Below are 19,310 nucleotides of genomic sequence, written 5' to 3'. Positions count from 1 at the left end.
TTTACATGCTGCAACTTGGTATCCAACTTTTCCATGTACGATGTGGCCTTACATCAAAAGAATCCCCCGACAGCAAAACATCGGGGGATTCTTTTTTAAGAAGTAGTAACGCTTTACTCATTTACTTCAAATGTTTCAATTTCTAACCAACTCTAGTAAATTCTTCAATAAAAGTGCCGAAGTTATATTTTGGCTTGTACCCAAGTTCGTTTTGTTCCCGGAATAAATCCGTTACATGAATTTGAGAAGGCAATTTGAATTGATGTTTTTCAATAATCTGTTTCGCACCAGTATACGTCTTTTCCCAAATATCTATAGGAGATTCAGAGTACGCCTTAACATCCACTTCGGAAAAAGGATCTTGGCGTACAATGTGGTAAGCACCGTATTTCTGCCGACATTCCGTCGCTAAAACTACAGCCTGAATCACATCACGACGGTCCACCCCTCCATGCAGTAATCTTTCCCCATAATGCAGGGCATCCCGATAAGGAGTAAAATCAGCCGGACGCAACATAATAACCTCGATTCCATGCCGTTCATGGTAAAATTGGCATAACTGCTCGCCTATTTTTTTCGTATAAGCGTAAAAGTCGGTTCCGTATACAGACATGCTTGACAACCATACCACTCGGCGCACCTTGTTGCGAACAGCGGATTGGAACATATTGAACATTCCGGTAATATTCAGGTCGTAGAACTCCTGCTCCGAATGCTTCCCCATATGAATACCATGATACGCAGGCGTATGTATAATCACATCAACGCCATTTGCAGCCTCATCCAGTGAACCGGATTCCCTGACATCCACTTGATAAAATGGATGTGACGTCTCTACCTGTACGACATCGGATAAATGAATTTGATTGTGCGGAACCAACACCTCCGCCACACCTGAACCAACGCTGCCAGCAGCACCGGTAATCAATATTTTCATATGTCACCTACCTCCTCGTAATCGATACCACTTAATTATTATAACTAAGCCATAGCTTTAGTGTAAGTAGTGAAAGAATGTTTAATAAGTTACCTTGAAGTAACTAGCTAGCAAGAAAGTGACTTCTAGCGACCATAACTTTGACACCATCCGCATGGATCATTATTAGCTTAGACGCTTAATCCATTCTTGAAGTCTCGACTGTTCCAATTCAGTGAGTGGACCGCGTTCTACCGCATTCAGATTGCTATGAACCCATTCCTTTTTTCTCATGGACACGATGACTCGGTCGATCATTGGTTGGGCGGCGACCCACCTCAATAAAACTTCAGCTACTAAGTCTTTGTCCCCGCCAATCTCATCTAATTTCCATCCGCGAATAAATGGCGACAGTGCGATCGCACTCATTCCCATTTTCTTAGCATCCACAAACACCTTGGAGCCTGGATTAAAAGCATTATAAGGCGCCAGCACATGTGTAATCGGGTGACCGACCGGCAGCTGCCGCAGATGTTCGGATTGAACCATACCGAGCCCGACCTTTTTCACCTTGCCATCTAGCATCCATCTACCAGCCAGCTCCAATTCTTTGCAAAGCTTGTCCGCATCTCCATGCGAATGAATTACCAGAATGTCAATATGCTCCGTTTGCAATTCTTCCAACATAATATCAATATGACATGGTTCATATGGGGTATAGCCAACCAGCTCCTTTTCTTTTCCGGGCTGCTTAAAGAAGTTCCAGGCCATAATCCGTGCCTCATTCCGACGGCCCAGATAACGTAATACTTTCCCCAATGCTATTCGTTCCTGATAATAGGTCGTATCAATCACTCGGATTCCTTCGTCAAGACAGGCGGATACAATCGCACACTGTTCTTCGAACGAGGCTTGCGGATCGTTTCCCAGCTGTTCAATAAAAGAATGTCCTCCAAGGCCAAGTTTAGAATCTTTGTCCATATGCTTCACTCCTCTTTACGTTTTTATCTTAATCTGATTTTAATTCTATTGTATAATTATTCCACTTTGGCTCCGAATTTCCTGCTTATTATCGATACAAGCTACTTCATTATGCTGTCCTTTAGCTGAGCAAGGGGCAGCCTTGAGAAGCACTTCTTTTTGTATTTAAAATGACCTTGTCTCATAAATTAAAAAAACCGATTATGTTCTTGTCATCCGACAATTGTTTGCAGAACAACCTACCAGATGCAGTAACAGCGGCAGCCTTGGACGAGTAAAAAAGTCCTAGACTGTGCATAGAAAAAAGCGCAAGGAGCAATGTGCGCCCGCGCTTTTTTAAAAGAACCTTCACCGATTCCTACATAATGGGGAAATTAAACCGCTATGATGCTCCTGCGGCCAAACGATTTTTCAAGAATGTGCTGACTTCACCACACAATCAATCGCCACGTGAGATCACTGTCGATAAAACCCCAGCGTATCCTGCCGCAGTCCAGCAATTGAAGGACGAGAAAGTTATGAATCAAGAAACGTTACTCCGACAACAGAAGGCTGCCATCTTTGATTAGTTTTAATAGTTGCACCAAAACCCTGTCGCTCAAATCAACCTTTTTCCCATGATCAGCTCGTCAACGAAAAGTCCGTCAACCTTGAAAACATCCTTCTTTCTGCCTTCCAATTCAAAGCCCATTTTCGAATACAAAGCAAAAGCATTTTGATTAGGCTCCATCAATCCGAGGCTAAGGCGGGTAATTCCTTTCGTCCGTGCCCACAATTCCAATGCTTCAAACAGCTTCGTTCCGATTCGTTGCCCGGTAAACGCCTTCAGGATGCCGATCACAATGTATATACTGTGTTTGTTCCTATTTGCTTCTCCACCAACTGCGGTTAAATATCCAACTAGCTTTCCTTCCTCAGTCTCAGCAACAAAAATAACGGAATTTCCACTAGCAAGAAGCTTATGGAGCCGTTCCCGATGCTCTACCTCTGTCGTTTTTCTTTCGCCTGCCTCAAACAGCATAAAGGAACTTTCGCCATCAATCGTTTTGCATAACTCAAGATGTGCGCTTGCATCACTTTCGGTGATTTGTCGAATGATCATTTCTGAACCTCCCGCCTATCCGGGCAAAAATTAAAAAATTATTCGTTTATGCCTGTAATCCCTAGACCAGGCGATTCCAGTAAAAATATATTAACACTAATGTAACGGATGCCTTCGATTACTGGGTCCTTTCCTTCGGCTTAAGGATGCAATAAGTGGCAAGCTACCATGCGCTCATCACTCAATGGCTTCAGCGTCGGTTCAACCGTTTTGCATGCTTCAAACGCGAAAGGACATCTCGTATGAAACGTGCAGCCCGATGGAGGATTGGACGGACTCGGAACATCGCCTTCCAACAAAATTCGTTCTTTCTTTGCCTCAGGGTCCGGCACAGGCACAGAAGACAGCAGTGCTTTCGTATAAGGATGCTGCGGGTCCGAGTAAAGCGAGTTTTTATCGGCAATTTCAACGATTTTGCCTAGATACATGACGGCGACGCGATCCGAGATATGACGGACTACGCTTAAATCATGGGAGATAAACATATAGGTCAGCTTGAACTCTTCTTTTAAATCCTGCATCAAGTTCAGAATTTGTGCTTGTACGGAAACGTCCAACGCGGAGACCGGCTCATCGGCGATAATCAGCTTTGGCTGCAGAATCAATGCGCGCGCGATGCCGATACGCTGGCGCTGCCCGCCGGAAAATTCATGCGGATAGCGCTTCAAATGCTGCTTGGACAATCCAACGATATCCATCATTCGTTGCACTTTTTGTCTGCGCTCGATTTTATCACCGATGCGATGCACCTCTAGCGGAACCATCAAAATGTCTTCAACAGTACTCCGCGGATTTAAAGAAGCATAGGGATCTTGGAAAACGAACTGCATGTCTCTCTTAACAGCACGCAAACTTTTATTATCCATCTCCAAAATATTGCTGCCTTCGAAGTGAACAGATCCTGCTGAAGGCTCGATAAGGCGAAGTACACAACGGCCCAGTGTAGACTTGCCGCAGCCCGATTCACCGACAATACTTACCACTTCGCCGTTGTACAAAGTCAAATCGATACCATTCACGGCTCGAACTGTTTTTTTCGCTCCCCAGAGCCCTTTTTTGCTCACGTAGTGCTTCGTTAGGCCTTTGACTTCAAGCAAAGTTTCGCTCATACTGTCCCTCCTTTTCGGCAAAAAGCCAGCAACGCGTACGGTGTTTACTAGCCGATTCAATAAGTGGCGGTTTCACAGAGCATTTCTCCGAGGCATGTCTGCAACGTGGAGCGAACCGGCAGCCTTCGGGCATTTCACCCGCCGCCGGCACGGAACCCGGAATCGGTTCTAGACGTTCTTTCGTCTCGGAGGCGCTCGGAACGGATTTCATCAAGCCGATCGTATACGGATGCTGAGGATTTTTGAACAGCGTACGAACATCCGTCTCTTCAACAATCTCACCCGCGTACATCACAATGACGCGATCGCATATTTCCGCTACAACGCCAAGATCATGTGTAATTAGCATGAATGAAGTGCCATACTTGCTGCTGATCGATTTCATCAAATCGATAATTTGTGCCTGAATGGTAACGTCAAGTGCTGTCGTAGGCTCATCGGCTATAATCAATTTCGGCGTGCATGCCATCGCAATAGCGATCATCACCCGCTGCCGCATACCTCCAGACAGCTCGTGAGGATACGCGTAATATACTTCATCCGGTCTTGAGATACCTACAACCGTCAGTAGTTCGATCGCTTTTGCCTTCAATTCCCGCTTCGGCATTTTACCGTGGCGGATAAGAGGTTCTGTAATTTGCTTGCCTATGGAGTGGAGCGGATTGAGCGATGTCATCGGCTCTTGAAAAATCATCGAAAGCTGATTGCCCCTAATTTTTGTCATTTCTTTATCAGAAAGCTTGGCAAGATCGATTCCATCGAAACGGATCGTCCCTCTCAAGACTGCGTTGCTTGCAAGCAATCGAAGCACAGAAAGGCTGGTAACGCTCTTACCGCACCCAGATTCACCGACTACGCCGAGAATTTCACCTTTATTTAAAGTCAAACTGATCCCATTAACGATGTCTATTGTGTGATTACGTTTCTTAAAGCCTACATGCAAATCTTGTATTTCTAGTAAAGGGGTGGTTGGCGTCATTAGCCTTTCCTCCTTTTCAATGGTTTCTAATCAATCGGTTTGAGATGTAAATAATGCCTGACGAAGAACTGCCCGCCATTCAATCATTCCGTCTTTCACGACGGGATGAATGCGGTTAGTTAAGATGATCACTGTCATATCCATACGATCATGACGGTAGATCGATGTTCCCGTAAATCCTGTATGTCCGTAAAGCTCGTTCGCGTAAAGTTCCCAGCCAAGCCCTCGCTTTAATGTCCCGCTTTCTGCCTGACAGCGAACCGCGCTTTGGCATAAGGGTTCCATAATGAGGGATAGCTTCCCCCACATCTTCATATAGCGTTCCAAATCCCATACCGTACTGAATAATCCGGCATGACCACTGATTCCTTGTAGTCCATAATAGCAATTCGCATCATGCACTTCCCCGCAAATCGGCTCTCGGCGCCAGTTAAGACCGCTCAGCTGCTCACGGCGAAGACCGAACGATCCTTCCGGCAGCATGCCGCTCTCGAATTTATCCATGTAAGAAAGCGCCATTCCTCGTTCAAACTCATTGCCTAACTCCGTTGGCGCCACACTGGCATTACGAATCTCCTCTGCATCGCGAGGTCGGAACGAAGCTGTCCTCATACCTAGTGGATCGAAAACAAGACGCTGCGCAATACGATCAAGACGTTCTCCCCAGATGCGTTCAAGCACCCAGCCTAACAGCATAAAACCTAGATCGCTGTAGATGATCGTCTCTCCCGGCTCTCGCTCAAGCGGTTCGGCGGCAATCGCCTGCAAATAGGCCTCTTTGCTTCGCAGAATCGTAAAATACGGTCGCCATGCGGGCAAGCCCGATGTATGCGTAAGCAGATGATGGATTGTTATATCTTTTCGGATTGCATCAAATCCGCTGAATTCAGGTAGATACATTGTAACACGATCATCAAGCCGCAGTTTGCCTTCCTGAACGGAAAGCAATATGCAGGGCAGAGTGACCGTCACTTTCGTGAGTGATGCTAAATCGAACAACGTATCCGAGCGAAAAGCCTCGCTGAGCTTTCCCGTAAGTGACTCTTGGCTTAATGTTCCGCAGGTAAGCACGTTCACCGCACCCTCTTGGATCAAGCAAGCGACTCCCCCAGGAAAAATCCCCTGCTGAACACCTGATTCCATAAGGGATGCCAGCATTTGTTCTCGAACTGTGGTAGCAACTTTCTCCCATTTCACCATCATTATCTACCCTGATGCCTTGGATCGAGCAAATCTCTAATCGCATCTCCGAATAAATTAAAAGCTAGAATCGTAGCTGTCATCACAGCCACAGGCCAAACGATCATCCAAGGAGCAAGTTCCATATATCTTCTCGCTTCTGATATCATGCCTCCCCATGAGGGGTTTGGCGGCTGAATGCCGAGGCCCAGAAAGCTGAGCGCCGATTCCGTAAGAATAGCGCCGGAAATCGCCATCGTCGCTTGTACAATCAGCGGTGCGTTAATATTGGGCAAAATGTCTTTGGTCAAAATACGCCAAGTACCCGCTCCGATGGCCACAGAGCTTTCCACATATTCCAAATGCTTGACGGAAAGAACCGCGCCTCGCACCGTCCGTGTAAAGACTGGAACATAGACGATGGCAATAGCTAATATCGTTTTGGAAGTTCCCGGACCGAAAGTGGCCACAATAGCCAGAGCAAGCAAAATTTCCGGAAAAGCAAAAAATACGTCCATAACCCGCATAATTATCGTATCGATCCGCTTGCCGAAGAAGCCTGCTACAAGCCCCAATAGCGTACCCACTACGGCACTTAACGCTACTGAAGAAATTCCTACCCAGATCGAAACGCGCGCGCCGTAAAGCACGCGACTGAACATGTCTCGTCCAAACTGGTCTGTACCCATGATATGCCCGTTGCCGCTGCCAATAAGCTGACTTTCATTTGCCATTACATTAGGTCCGAACTTGACTAGAAACGGGGCAAATAGCGCACCGAGACAAATCAGCAGCAAAAAGGCAGAAGTTACAACGGCCGTCTTGTTCTGAAAAAATCTGCTTCTGAATGTATGCATGTATGAATCCCCTTTTCTAATACTTGATACGAGGATCTATTTTCGAATAAATAATGTCCACGATTAAATTAACGGATACGAAGATGACAGAGACAAACAAAACGCCGCCTTGCACTACTGGGTAATCGCGATGGTAAATACCATCCAAAATATATTGTCCTAACCCAGGAATCGAGAACAGCTGCTCAATGATCACCGAGCCTCCAAGTAAATATCCGAACTGCATACCGGCCAGTGTCAGAATTGGAATCGATGAATTGCGGAATGCATGATGAATTAATACTTGTCTGTTTGTATTACCTTTAGCTCGCGCGGTACGAATAAAATCCCGGTCCAACGTTTCCATAAAAGAGGAGCGCGTCATGCGCATTAAGCCCCCTGCCAGCACGACACCGACAGTAATCGAAGGAAGAATCAGCTTTTTGAACCAAGCTACCGGATCATCCCACAAGCTCACGAATCCAAGGGGAGGAAACCAATTAAATCCAAGTGACATGACTAGCATGAGCAGTGTGCCAATCGCAAAACTCGGTACAGAAATACCCAGCATGGAGATGCTTCGAGCAATGATATCCACGGGCTTATTCGCTTTAACCGCGGACAGCATACCGACAGGGATCGCTATAATCCATGAAATCAGTATGGATAACAGAGTAAGCTGTAAAGTGACGTTAAATCGTTTGAGCAGTTCGGGTAAAATATCGCCTCCACTGCGTACCGATACACCGAAATCACCATGCAGAACGCCGCCGATCCATTTGAGATACTGAATAATAAGCGGCTGATCAAGCCCCAGCTGAAGTGTGAGTGCTTTAATCGATTCTTCCGTTGCCTCCGTTCCTAGAATGACTAGTACAGGATTGCCGGGAACTAGATGAAGAATCAGAAATACAAGTACGGAAATACCGAACAAAATGGGAACTAGACTGATGATGCGCTGTAAGACATAACGTCCCAAAATGTACCCCCCCTTATGAAAAAAAAGACGGCGTGTGACAGCCGCCCATTTATCAATACTATTTGCCAGAAACAGCAGCTTGAATGATTGCATATTGCTCGCCCGCTGCAGTCGGATTGAACCCTTGAACACGATTGCTAACCGCATAGAAAACTTTCGGAGAAGCAAGGAACACATTTGGTGCATCTTGAACGACCATTTTTTGAGCCTGATTGTAAATCTCTTTTCGTTTGCTATCATCTGTTGTTTCGAGCGCATTCTGAACTAAAGCGTCATACTCTTTATTGGAATAATTCCACACATTCGCGGAGCCGTCCGTTGCAAAGAAGAAACGAAGCGCACGGTCCGGATTGGTGCCTGAAGAGTTGCGTCCGACCATCGTTACCATATCTTTGGACTTCCATTTCGCAACAAAAGCAGCATCTTCCATTTTGTTGATTGTGACTTTAATGCCGAGTGGCTGTAACTGTTGCTGAACGACTTGAGATAAGTCAACCAAATCTTGTAAAGAAGCTTGTGTATCAATTGAAGTTTCAAATCCGTTCTCATAGCCTGCTTCTTTCATAAGCTGTTTCGCTTTTTCAATGTTTTTTGTATAAGCCGGGAATTCGTTTACTGGAAGTGCGTATGCTTTCAATGCAGGGGCAACTGGACCCGTTGGTACGCCTTGACCTTTGTATACTGTGTTTGCCATCTCTTGGCGATCTACGGCTAAGGCAATCGCTTGACGTACGCGCACATCGTCGAACGGCTTCTTCTTCACGTTCATAGCGAAGTATGTGTAATCGCCTGACAAGTAGTTAATTACTTTAACGTTTTTAGCTGCCTCTAGTAGCTTGGCGGATTCGTTCGAAACCATGGAAATATCAACCGATCCTGAACGAATAGCAGCAAGACGCTCGGACTCATCTTTCATGAGCTGGAACTTGATGGAATCTACTTTTGGTTGAGCGCTGTTAAAGTAGTTCGGATTTTTCTTAAGTAGCACATATTGTCCATTTTCAATTTTATCCATCATGAACGGACCCGTACCTACCGCTTCTTTATTTAAGTCAGTCACTTCTTTAGGAACAATAGATGCAAATACGCTGGAAGCGTTAGCTAGAAATGCTGTATCCGGCGTTTTGAATTTGAAGACAACCGTGTTTTTATCCGGTGTCTCGATGGATTCAATACTGCTAAAGGAAGACTTAGAAAGCGCTCCTGTACTTGGATTAAGAATTCTTTCATAGGTGTATTTCACATCATCCGAGGTCATTTCACGACCGTTATGGAATTTTACTCCGGGATGCAGATTCATCGTCAGCATTTTACCATCCGGTGAGAATGCCCATTTGTCTGCAAGTCCCGGTTTCACGGCAAAGTCGCTATCCATCGTTGTCAAAGAATCGTAAATGAGCGAATAAATACGTTTACTAGATGCGGCGGGAACTTTATTGGGATCTAGTCCAACCGGCTCTTGCTCAGCAGCAACGATAAGTTGTGTTGGACCTGCGGCTTTACCATCTGCTTTTGTACTTTCTTGGGTTTTGCTGGAGCAAGCCGTAAATACCAATGAAACAGCAAGGATAAGTGTAAAAATTGCTCTTTTCTTCATGTTGACCCTCCTGATAATAGTAATGTTATAAACCATTGTGCCTAAGATGACTGATCTTCCTGCCCCTGTAACTGCCGGCAGATTGCTTGGACGACCCGCCCCCGCATGCCAACAACTTAGCTATTTAATACGAACGAGCGCTGCATCAACTCCATCCAAAGACGACCACGACATGAGACCGACCTTCATGTGTTCGCGCTTGCTTCCATAATCACTCCACATGCCGAAACTGCTGCCATTCTCTTGCACATTTGCACCTCTCTTTCATCTTTAATCATGAAAAATCTGTCGAGAAAGCGGTGTCATTATTCGACCTACACTTTTTCCATTAGCAATCTAATAATTATATTATATGAAATTTTATTTTATCTTTCAATATTTCTTATAAAATATAATTACAATTTTCACTGGACTTATGTTTCGACCATCAGAGCCAATGCTCTTATTCCATGGTTTCCACACACCTTTGTTTGCGCACGCATTTTTCTAATTCCCCCAGCCACAAACTCCTCCTATTCTTCTTATCTCACATTTACCTCAGGGTGAAATCCTGCGAATTCATGAGTCTGAGTGAGGAAACTGAATCATTTCGAGGGAGCGTAATGTCGCACCATATTCTCATTACCCGCTGTATGCCATTCATCAGGAGTGAGGCGAAGAGCCGAATATCTTTGTTCAATCTGCCGTGCAAGCATAGTAATCCGATAAATAAAAAAGCCCGCGATTTACGCGAACTTGATTCGGTCAATGTTTTTGTCATCCGACATCATCAATTCAATTGTTTTTTTGAAAGGACATGATTTGGGGGAACACCATAGATGACATGTTAGAAGAAGAATTGTCGCGCATCGGCAAAGAGAACCCTATACTAACCATCCGGCTGCTTAAGGACTGACTTCGTCCGTTTTCAATGTCGGGCAATACGAACACTTCTGAAAGCCTGGAACCTCATAATAAAAACAGCAGGTGACCCGCTTATAAGCGGCCATAGCCGCTTCCGGCGTCTGATCGCCGAGAAATCGCGTAAAAGGCGATTTGCGTTCGACGCCCTCCCAGACCGACTTGTCCAGCAGCAGCTGCAGATCGCTCCGCGCCCGCTCGGCGCATTCGCCCGGCTCTTGCATTAGCTGAACGTACATCCAGAGCACATAGCCCCATATGTTTTCCCAGAGCACGGCCTGCGAACTGTTCGTGTAACCAGCCAGCGTTTGTACCAGCTTGCGGGCGTCCCCGCATACTATGGCTTGCAACGCTTCGGCAACTTCCCTGTCGCTGCGCGTAGCTGCCCAATCTCCATCAGCAAACGTCCATAGAGGCGCCCATCTGCCTTCGATTGTCCGGTCCGCTAAGCCGATTCGCCTTAGCTCCCCGGTCCACTTTACTCTATACTTGCTAAGCGCAAATAACCTGCCAACAAAAATAAACGCAGCGTGCCGCATATATAATGACGCAGCTATATGCGGCGCCTGCGCGTTCATTCGTTCTTTGACCAGCGACAGCAGCTCGGACAATTCGAAGCATCCTACCGAAGCATCTTGCGCCGGTTCTACGCTAAATCGCTTTATTTCTTCCCAAATTTCATTTGCATTCGACATCGCTCAACCGCCTCATTGTATCAAATCATAGGATAGCATCGTCGGCCTGCCGGTCCGAGGATCATTCACAATCGTGGATTCAATATGAAACACCTGCCGCAGCACATCCGAGGTAATGACCTCTTCGGCACTTCCCTGCTTAACGATTTTCCCATTGCGTAGCGCTACAATTCTGTGCGCAAATCGCGCAGCGTGATTTAAATCGTGAATGACCATGACGATCGTTCTGCCTTCCTTCTCATTAAGCTTTTTCAAAAGCTCCAGCACTTCGAGCTGATGAGCCAGGTCCAGATAGGTCGTCGGTTCATCGAGCAGCAATAACTGCGTCTCCTGGGCGATCGCCATCGCAATCCAAGCTCTCTGGCGTTGTCCGCCCGACAAGGTATCCACCGCCTGTTGCTTCAGTTCCGATAAGCCGGTTACCTCCAGCGACCAGTCGACCATGCGGCGATCATGTCCGCTGAGTCTAGAAAAGCCTGATTGATGCGGGGTCCGCCCGAAAGCGATCAAATCTTCCACCGTCAAACCGCTCGGCGCTTCCGGCGACTGCGGCAAAATGGCCATCTTCTTAGCAATTTCCTTGGTTGGGATTTTGGCAATCAGACTGCCATCCAAATACACAGCGCCCGAAGAGGCGGGATGGAGACGCGCCATCGTTTTTAAAATGGTCGATTTCCCGCAGCCGTTAGGCCCAAGTATCGCGGTAATTTGCCGAGGGTGAAACTGCAGATCGAGCTGCTCGACGATCGTCCGTCCCTCGTAGCCAATCGTCAATTGCTCAGCAGATAAAATAGTCATCGTTCTACTTGCCTCTTTCTCATTTGTTGGTGATGGTCAAGCATGCCGTTATGCTTTCGCTTTTGCGAGCAAGTACAAAAAGTAAGGAGCCCCAATAACGGCAACGACGATTCCAGTCGGGATTTCCATATTCGGTATGACCAGGCGGCCAATTGTGTCGGCTGCAATGAGCAGCAAAGCGCCAATCAAAGCAGATCCCGGCAGGAGTAACCGATGTCTTGGACCTACCAGCTGCCGGGCCAGATGAGGCCCGATCATGCCGACAAAGACGATACCGCCGCCTATAGCGACGCTGGCGCCAGACAATGCCACTGCAGCAGCAAGCAGTTTAATGCGCTCCCGGTTTACGTCGAGGCCGAGGCTCTTTGCCGTTTGCTCGCCTAGTTGAAATACATCAAGTACTTTTGCTTTATATAGGGCATAAGGCAGCAGTATGACGATCCAAGGCAGCAGCACAGCGACAAAAGTCCAATTGGTACCCCAGATATTGCCTACAAACCATGTGGCTACGAATTGATATTTTTCCGGCTTCAAACGCAAGCTCATCACAAGTGTCGCCGAACTTAAACCGGCAGCGATGGCGACCCCGGTCAGAATGAGCCTCGTTGGCAGAAGACCCTGTTCGCGTCTGTAAGCGAGCAAATAAATAAGTACCGCAGCAAAAGCTGCGCCGGCGATGGCCATAAGCGGCAGCAGCAGCAGAGGTGTCAAGGCACTTGCAGATAAGAATGAAATAAAAATCATGACCATGAAGCCTGCGCCCGCGTTGATCCCCAAAATTCCGGGGTCGGCTAAGGCATTGCGCGTCAAGCCCTGCAGCATACAGCCGGAAACGGCTAACCCCGCGCCAACTAGAATCGACAGCATGATCCGCGGCAAGCGGAAATGAAATAAAATTAAATGCTGCTTGGCCGTACCGCCCCCAAAGAGCGTCTTGCCTACATCAAGAAGGCTTAAATGAATGGATCCGCTGTTCATGCTGATCACAAACGCCATGACAATCAAAACGCTCAGTACAACGAGCCACGAAAAGCCCCTATTTCTCATTTGCTCCATCATAATCCCCTTTCGGTTCTACGGGCCATGTAAAGAAAAAAAGGCACGCCGATTAAGGCAATAATGGCTCCAAGCGGCGTTTCAAATGGCCGATGCACGAGGCGGGAGACGATGTCCGCCCAGACAACGAGCAAGCTGCCGAGTACGGCGGAGCAAGGAATGACCCAGCGGTTGTCGTTGCCAACCATAGCGCGGGCAAGATGAGGAATCATCAGCCCGACAAAAGCTACGCCGCCAACGGCGGATACCGCCGTCCCCGCAATCACCATCACCACGACCAATGCAGCCAGCTTCACGAGGTTGATGCGGACTCCCAAGCCGGCGGCAACGTCATCGCCAAGGCCAAGCAAATTCAACTTTCGGGCAAGCAGCATCGCGGCCGCCAAACCACCTGCCGTTACCGGCGCCATAACCTTCAGCTGGAGCCAAGTCGTTCCGGCGACCCCGCCCGCATACCAGAAGGACAGATCTTGTCCGATTTGAAAATAGAGCGCGATGCCTTCGCTAAGCGCTTGAAAAAGGATCGAGACTGCCGCTCCTGCCAAAACAAGCCGGACAGGCTTAAGTCCCCCTGAAGATATAGAGCCCAAACCGTAAATCACGGCAGCCCCCAAACCGGCACCCAAAAAAGAAAAAAACATCGTATATAGAATGGAAATGTGCGGGAAGAATGCATAGCAGACCGCCAAAGCAAATCCCGCGCCGGCGTTTAGCCCGAGCAGCCCGGAATCCGCCAACGGATTACGCGTGATGCCCTGCATAATGACACCCGCTACCGCGAAGCAAGCGCCCACAATAGCGCCAGCAAATGCTCGAGGCATTCTAAGCTCGCGAACAATTTGATGCTGCGGCAACGATGGATCAAAGCTGAATATTGCCTGCCATACGTTATGTACGTGAATGTTTACGGCGCCTACTGAAATGGATAAGAGACATGACAGAAGCAAGCCGAGCAAACCGAAAATTAGAATTCCGATCGCCATGATGGGCCGAGCGGCGGATGAGGCTTCCTGCCGTTCATCACGATGCGCTTGATGGGACGAAAGCATTTGGCAGATAACTCCTTAAGGCATTTTTTCACAACGGATTACGTCTTGACATTGATAATCATTATCGTTATTATACAATAGGTTCGCGATTAACAGCAATCCCTATCAGAGATTACATAAATTTACCAGGAGGTTTTCACATCATGTCTACTAAAAAAGCTTTTACAAAATCGCTTTTGCTTTCATCCGTCGTTCTCTTATCTACTATAGCACTTGCCGCCTGCGGCACCAAAACAGCTAGCACATCGGATGCTACGCCTGCTGCAACTGCAGGAGCTGCCGCTAACACGACCGCTCCTGCTGCTGATAAAGTCGTAAAAGATCCATTCGGCCACGAAGTGAAGGTGCCGGCTCATCCTGTACGCATTATTGCCTCTTACTTGGAAGATCCGCTTATAGCCCTTGGTTTGAAACCCGCAGCGCAATGGTCCGTCGCCAACGGCACGCAAGAATATTTGAAGGACAAGCTGCAAGGCGTCCCTACGATCGAGTATAATTTGCCGCCTGAGAAAGTGCTGAGCTTTAACCCGGATATCATTCTGATCGGTTCAGAAGGCCTCACGCAAAACGGCCTCTATGATCAGTACAGCAAAATCGCCCCCACTTATGTGCTTGGAGATGCGACAACGCAAGATTGGCGCAAAACGCTTACCGCGATGGGCGACCTGTTCAATAAAAAAGCCGAAGCGGATAAAGTTCTGAAAGACTATGATCAAAAAGTGGCAGACACGAAAAGCAAGCTGCAAGACGTGACCAAAGACAAGTCTGCGGCAATTCTTTGGCTGACGCAAAAGCAATTTTACGTAGTCAACGGCAAAGTAGCAAGCGGCGCTATCCTGTACGGCGATCTCGGCATCAAAATGCCGGACGTACTGGCTGCTATTCCAGATGCTAAAGCGGCAAACTGGAATCCGATCTCACTTGAGAAGCTTGCTGCGCTTAACGCCGACTACATTTTCATCGTCAACAGCGACAAAGGCCAAGGCGACACGCTTGAAAGCCCGGTGTGGAAAGCTCTTCCTGCTGTAAAATCCGGCCATGTGTATGAAATGAGCGCATCCAGCAGCTGGCTGTACAACGGCGCTATCGCCGGAGCAAAAACGATGGACGATCTCGTTCAAGCCCTTTTGAAAAAATAAACGACTCTTCCCGGCACATGAAGAATGTCACTGTTACAGAGCAACGCGATCGAATATTCTCTAGTGAATATCTCGGATACTACACAAAAAATTAATATATTTGAAATGAAACTGCCTTAAAGGAGTTAGTTAACTCAACTTTCGCACCTACGAAAATCTAGATAACCCTTATGGTTGCAAGGCTTAATGGAGATTTTCAGCCATACGACGGTTGTGTTCAGCCGTAATTTGGTGATGGAATATGAGCGTCGCCAGGAAAATGACGTAAAGTCATTAGGTGGTCTGTTTTTCCTATTTTCAACTGAATCATGCAAAGACCAAACGTGAAAAGTCGTCTGTATTTTGTCAACTTCGCGAATGGATCTCTGGTTTGCCTTGCTATATCAAGGGTTTGTTTGGATAGCTAAGCTGCGAAAGTTGAGTAATTCATGTTGTGGCCTCCTGGTATTTGAATTTATGTCCTTTTTGCTGGCCAGCGTCAGGACATTTACATCATACCAAAGGGGCCTTTTTATATTCAAAATCCAATAATATCCGAAATTTTGCGCGACGATGGCTTGATTGGCTACGTACATGGTCATGGTCATCGTATGATTGGCTGGCCCTCCGTTGGTCAAGGCAAAAATCAGATCGACATTATTGAATTCCCAAACGGCCCGAAGCAGCGTTGACAAAATAATGGAATTCTTCAAGTATGGCAAGGTAATGTGAATGAACGATTTCCAGCGTCCTCCGCCGTCGACCGTGCACGATTCGTACAGCTCCTGCGGAATCGTTTGCAGCGCAGCCAACATGGTAATCGTGAAGAAAGGAATTCCCCTCCAGAGCTCCGCCATGACGATGGAAAAAAAGACCCATTTAGTATCCCCAAGCCAAGCAATCGGGGAATGAAGCAGATGAAGCCGTACCAGCATGTCATTGAACAGTCCGTTATGCTCGCTGAAAAGAAAGGACCACATCGTAGCGGTGATAACACCGGATATGGCCCAAGGGATTATCGCCGCAGTGCGGAAAAAGGAACGGAAGCGAAAAGCGCGGTTGAGCACCAATGCTAACAGCAATCCGAACACAAGTTGGAGGATAACCTCTGATGTTACCCACTTCAGAGAAATCTGTAAGCTTTGCCAAAATAACGGATCGTCGCTGAAAATGTTCACAAAATTATCGAAGCCTGCAAAACTGTTGTAGAAAGGCTTACTTGGATTATAGTTTTGCAAACTATAGTAGAAAACATTGATCATTGGATAGAACAAGAACGATACAATCAATAGTACAGACGGTGCGATAAACCAGTAAGGTATCCAGTTGATGCGTTCTTTTTTCATGGTTGTTGAACTTAATTTGATTTGCTCCACTTCTAAGGCTTGTGCCTCCATCTCTCTCGTTCCTCCATCCTTTGTTATGTTTTTATTATAAATGACGAGGGTAATTCGATAGAATTAAATATTCGCATCAAATTGTATAAAATAACCATCTCATGCTTCGAAATAATTGATTTCCATAATATTAGATATAGATAATAATCAGTATCTTGTAAGTATCCCCCTAAAAAAAATATGCCTCAGGCATTTTTTGCCTAAGGCATACATTGAATACCGTATCCTGTTATAAAACAACGAGATTTCCTTAACTCAATAATGAGGCAAGGTATCCTGTCTAGAGATTTTAGCTTTTTCAATGGCCTCCTTGGTTGGTAGTGCCTTTATTTTTCCTTCATTATTTGCTCTTTTGAGAACGTTAGCGTAGTCGCCACTCTTCCTCCCCTGGACCAAGTTATTGCCATCCGATAAAAACTCTTTCCAATAACGATTGTCTCTTGTAAGATTTATATAGAGGAAGGTCAAAAGAAATGCGGAGGGATCGTCATTTATGAATACTTACCCTGAAGACTTCAAAACGTACACCGCTCGTGATGGTGCTCAACTTCCATACCGTTTTTTTGAGGGTCCATCCGATGTTGTGCTTATTTTTCTACACGGCATTACGGAACCTAGCCTGTATTTGAGGGAATTCGGCCAATATGTATCCCAACTTGGGCTCGCCACCGTGTACCTTCCGGATCTACGTGGGTATGGAAATCATCCCATTCGACGCGGCGACATTGACTACATCGGGCAACTTGATGATGATATGGAAGACCTGTTCTGTTTTGTTCAGAAGCGTCATCTCGGTGCAAGGATCATTGTAGGAGGTCATTCTGCGGGAGGTGCAACCGCTCTCAGACAAACAATACGACCGATTCATAAGGACATTTTTGCCTATTTACTCATTTCACCAGCACTTAGCCCCAATGCGCCACTTGATCGAAAAGATGGATCCGGTAATGAATCCAAGGTGAGCATCCCACGATATCTGTTATTAATGCTGCTCAATGCACTTGGCGTTCACCGTTATAACCACGCTATTGTATACCGCAGACTCACACCGATTGAAAAGCTACATGGGACTGAATCCTGCAATCTTAGCTATAGGCTCGCCTTGTCGCGCATGGTGGGGAATAATTACGAAAAATATTTATCACAGTTGACCCAACCGACTTTCGTCATGGTTGGGGCTGATGATGAGGTATTCGACGCTGGTGCATATAAACCACTTTATGAAAAATTTTGCAAGGCTGAGGTCCGCATCATCGCTGATCAAAATCACGACTCGATTGTAAAAACAGAAAATGCACTCTCAATCATGGGGAACTGGCTCAGGGTGATGCGGGAAGGGTGATAAGCCAATGAACTAGTGAAAGATAACGCCATTAAACAGCTTCTACCCGTAATCAATACGTCTGCCACATACCAAACTCTTCGGCCATTTGGTTGATCAACTGCGCCTTATAAATGCCTCCGGATTTCATCAGCTTAATATTGATCATATCCGCTGCGCGTTTCTTAAGCACTTCAAAAGCTTGCACAGGCGAGAAGACACTTTCATCTGCCATGATAGGGGTGTCCATGTTATTCTACTTAATTATAAAAAAGCCTGCAATTGCTCTTGAGAGCACAATGCAGGACATCACTCAACCTAATTTTTTAGAATACGAAGCGTAAACTTTCCAAACATGAAAATTCAGCTTTTCGTAAAAAGATACGAGAGTCGTCCAGTCAATCGCAATTCTCCGTAAGCCTCGTTGTCGAAGAAAATGAACGCCAGCCAGAACAACCGAAAGACCATATCCGCTGCCTCGGAACGCTTGATCTACCCCTAAAGGTCCGATGCCCCCCAATTCATCCGAGGAGAACAGAGGCGCCCAATATATGTTTTGAGCAATGAGCGGCGACTTTGCATCGTTAATCCGGCAGAACCCGATAATTTGCCCGTCTTTCTCCAAGACGACAAACTCGCGTCCAGTACCGCCCTTTTCAAAGTATTGCATCGCCTCATATTCCCAACGTCCGGGGAAACAGCGATGAAAGAACGCCAGAAGCGCATCCTGCTCATCTTCCCGCAGCAAACGAAGCTCAACGCCATGATGAACAGGAAGCTTCGCCTCGGCATCCTCCTCGTAAACGGCAAGAAGATCATGCTCGAGACGGTTATCATCCGTATAGCCTTTGGAATCGAACCAACGCTTCGTATCCTCGAATTCGAGCGGTATACCAGGAAAATAATGCCACGGATCTCGTCCCAATATAATTTTGTTCACGCCATGTTGAATCAAGTTTTCTTCGGCAAGCCGGAGCAACTCGCTGCCTATTCCCCGTTTACGGAAGCTGCTGTCCACAAGCAGCACTTGGATCCAACCTGCGCCTGCACCAAGCACCATAGTTCTTTGTTCTTGCCAAACTTTTGAGACTACAAGTCCAACAACGCGATCACTATCTTCATCGACAGCGAGCCATGAAGCGGAGTCAAGCACATTGTCATCATGAAAGCTGTTTTGCAGCAATAGGTGTTCCCTCATGGGGAATTGGCCGCCAAGCTCACAGTTCCATAGTGCGCAAATCTCCGTTAACCTGTCGCTTGACCATGGCATATATTTCATCCGTTTCACCTCATTTCTC

At 46.7% G+C, this 19,310-nt stretch carries 18 protein-coding genes and 2 pseudogenes; 3 read left to right on the top strand and 17 right to left on the bottom strand.

The genetic code is table 11. The features are described from left to right. Positions 1-142 precede the first annotated feature (142 nt). Together BLT91_RS14220 and BLT91_RS14215 are read right to left on the bottom strand one after the other, a co-directional pair. A complete protein-coding gene (locus BLT91_RS14220) occupies positions 143-937 on the bottom strand; it encodes an NAD-dependent epimerase/dehydratase family protein (protein ID WP_090821937.1) in 795 nt (264 codons plus the stop codon). A gap of 165 nt (positions 938-1,102) precedes the next feature. After that, positions 1,103-1,897: an aldo/keto reductase gene (locus BLT91_RS14215; protein WP_090821935.1), complete on the bottom strand. Its 795-nt coding sequence runs from the start codon at positions 1,895-1,897 to the stop codon at positions 1,103-1,105. A 386-nt stretch (positions 1,898-2,283) separates the two neighbouring features. Here BLT91_RS14215 and BLT91_RS32870 point away from each other — a divergent pair. Continuing rightward, positions 2,284-2,448 (top strand): annotated as a pseudogene (locus BLT91_RS32870) (DDE-type integrase/transposase/recombinase); the annotation flags it as partial. Positions 2,449-2,495: 47 nt separating this feature from the next. On the opposite strand, the gene BLT91_RS14205 reads toward BLT91_RS32870, so the two are convergent. The 12 genes from BLT91_RS14205 to BLT91_RS14155 form a co-directional block, all read right to left on the bottom strand. Next, the gene (locus BLT91_RS14205) at positions 2,496-2,999 is read right to left on the bottom strand and encodes a GNAT family N-acetyltransferase (RefSeq protein WP_090821931.1); all 504 of its coding nucleotides are present in this window, start codon (positions 2,997-2,999) and stop codon (positions 2,496-2,498) included. A 140-nt stretch (positions 3,000-3,139) separates the two neighbouring features. Beyond that, the gene (locus tag BLT91_RS14200; RefSeq protein ID WP_090821929.1) at positions 3,140-4,108 is read right to left on the bottom strand and encodes an ABC transporter ATP-binding protein; all 969 of its coding nucleotides are present in this window, start codon (positions 4,106-4,108) and stop codon (positions 3,140-3,142) included. Beyond that, complete coding sequence (locus BLT91_RS14195) at positions 4,089-5,087, bottom strand: ABC transporter ATP-binding protein (RefSeq protein ID WP_090821927.1); 999 nt, start codon at positions 5,085-5,087, stop codon at positions 4,089-4,091. Before BLT91_RS14195 ends, BLT91_RS14200 begins: the two co-directional genes overlap by 20 nt. 30 nt (positions 5,088-5,117) lie before the next feature. Continuing rightward, complete coding sequence (locus BLT91_RS14190) at positions 5,118-6,290, bottom strand: serine hydrolase domain-containing protein (RefSeq protein WP_090821925.1); 1,173 nt, start codon at positions 6,288-6,290, stop codon at positions 5,118-5,120. Continuing rightward, complete coding sequence (locus tag BLT91_RS14185; RefSeq protein WP_090821923.1) at positions 6,290-7,123, bottom strand: ABC transporter permease; 834 nt, start codon at positions 7,121-7,123, stop codon at positions 6,290-6,292. Before BLT91_RS14185 ends, BLT91_RS14190 begins: the two co-directional genes overlap by 1 nt. 16 nt (positions 7,124-7,139) lie before the next feature. Beyond that, positions 7,140-8,081, bottom strand: coding sequence for an ABC transporter permease (locus BLT91_RS14180; protein WP_090822124.1), 942 nt, complete (start codon positions 8,079-8,081; stop codon positions 7,140-7,142). 58 nt (positions 8,082-8,139) lie between these two features. After that, complete coding sequence (locus tag BLT91_RS14175; RefSeq protein WP_090821921.1) at positions 8,140-9,678, bottom strand: ABC transporter substrate-binding protein; 1,539 nt, start codon at positions 9,676-9,678, stop codon at positions 8,140-8,142. Between the two features lie 120 nt (positions 9,679-9,798). Then, positions 9,799-9,927: a hypothetical protein gene (locus tag BLT91_RS33530; RefSeq protein WP_302847494.1), complete on the bottom strand. Its 129-nt coding sequence runs from the start codon at positions 9,925-9,927 to the stop codon at positions 9,799-9,801. A gap of 635 nt (positions 9,928-10,562) precedes the next feature. Then, positions 10,563-11,273 (bottom strand): (2Fe-2S)-binding protein, encoded by a 711-nt coding sequence (locus tag BLT91_RS14170; RefSeq protein WP_090821919.1) that lies wholly within the window; start codon positions 11,271-11,273, stop codon positions 10,563-10,565. Between the two features lie 12 nt (positions 11,274-11,285). After that, positions 11,286-12,071, bottom strand: coding sequence for an ABC transporter ATP-binding protein (locus tag BLT91_RS14165; RefSeq protein ID WP_090821917.1), 786 nt, complete (start codon positions 12,069-12,071; stop codon positions 11,286-11,288). A 48-nt stretch (positions 12,072-12,119) separates the two neighbouring features. Further along, positions 12,120-13,118, bottom strand: coding sequence for a FecCD family ABC transporter permease (locus BLT91_RS14160; RefSeq protein ID WP_254776952.1), 999 nt, complete (start codon positions 13,116-13,118; stop codon positions 12,120-12,122). An 8-nt stretch (positions 13,119-13,126) separates the two neighbouring features. After that, positions 13,127-14,176, bottom strand: a complete 1,050-nt coding sequence (locus BLT91_RS14155) for a FecCD family ABC transporter permease (protein ID WP_090821913.1) — start codon at positions 14,174-14,176, stop codon at positions 13,127-13,129. Between the two features lie 143 nt (positions 14,177-14,319). Between BLT91_RS14155 and BLT91_RS14150 the strand changes: the two genes are divergently transcribed. Further along, the gene (locus tag BLT91_RS14150; protein WP_090821911.1) at positions 14,320-15,315 is read left to right on the top strand and encodes an iron-hydroxamate ABC transporter substrate-binding protein; all 996 of its coding nucleotides are present in this window, start codon (positions 14,320-14,322) and stop codon (positions 15,313-15,315) included. A gap of 383 nt (positions 15,316-15,698) precedes the next feature. Here the strand turns inward: BLT91_RS14150 and BLT91_RS14140 are convergent, their stop codons facing one another. Then, complete coding sequence (locus tag BLT91_RS14140; RefSeq protein WP_090821909.1) at positions 15,699-16,691, bottom strand: carbohydrate ABC transporter permease; 993 nt, start codon at positions 16,689-16,691, stop codon at positions 15,699-15,701. 493 nt (positions 16,692-17,184) lie between these two features. On the opposite strand from BLT91_RS14140, the gene BLT91_RS14135 reads away from it, so the two are divergent. Next, positions 17,185-18,033 carry an alpha/beta hydrolase gene (locus BLT91_RS14135; RefSeq protein ID WP_090821907.1) on the top strand — a complete coding sequence of 283 codons (849 nt, stop codon included), beginning with the start codon at positions 17,185-17,187 and terminating at the stop codon, positions 18,031-18,033. A 76-nt stretch (positions 18,034-18,109) separates the two neighbouring features. On the opposite strand, the pseudogene BLT91_RS14130 reads toward BLT91_RS14135, so the two are convergent. Together BLT91_RS14130 and BLT91_RS14125 are read right to left on the bottom strand one after the other, a co-directional pair. Continuing rightward, positions 18,110-18,268 (bottom strand): annotated as a pseudogene (locus BLT91_RS14130) (enolase C-terminal domain-like protein); the annotation flags it as partial. 57 nt (positions 18,269-18,325) lie between these two features. Next, positions 18,326-19,291, bottom strand: coding sequence for a GNAT family N-acetyltransferase (locus BLT91_RS14125; protein ID WP_090821905.1), 966 nt, complete (start codon positions 19,289-19,291; stop codon positions 18,326-18,328). Positions 19,292-19,310 lie beyond the last annotated feature (19 nt).

The sequence above is a fragment of the Paenibacillus sp. yr247 genome (assembly GCF_900103825.1).
GTDB lineage: Bacteria > Bacillota > Bacilli > Paenibacillales > NBRC-103111 > Paenibacillus_E.
Note: the sequence above shows the minus strand (reverse complement) of the source record. Positions and strands in the feature narration are given on the sequence as shown.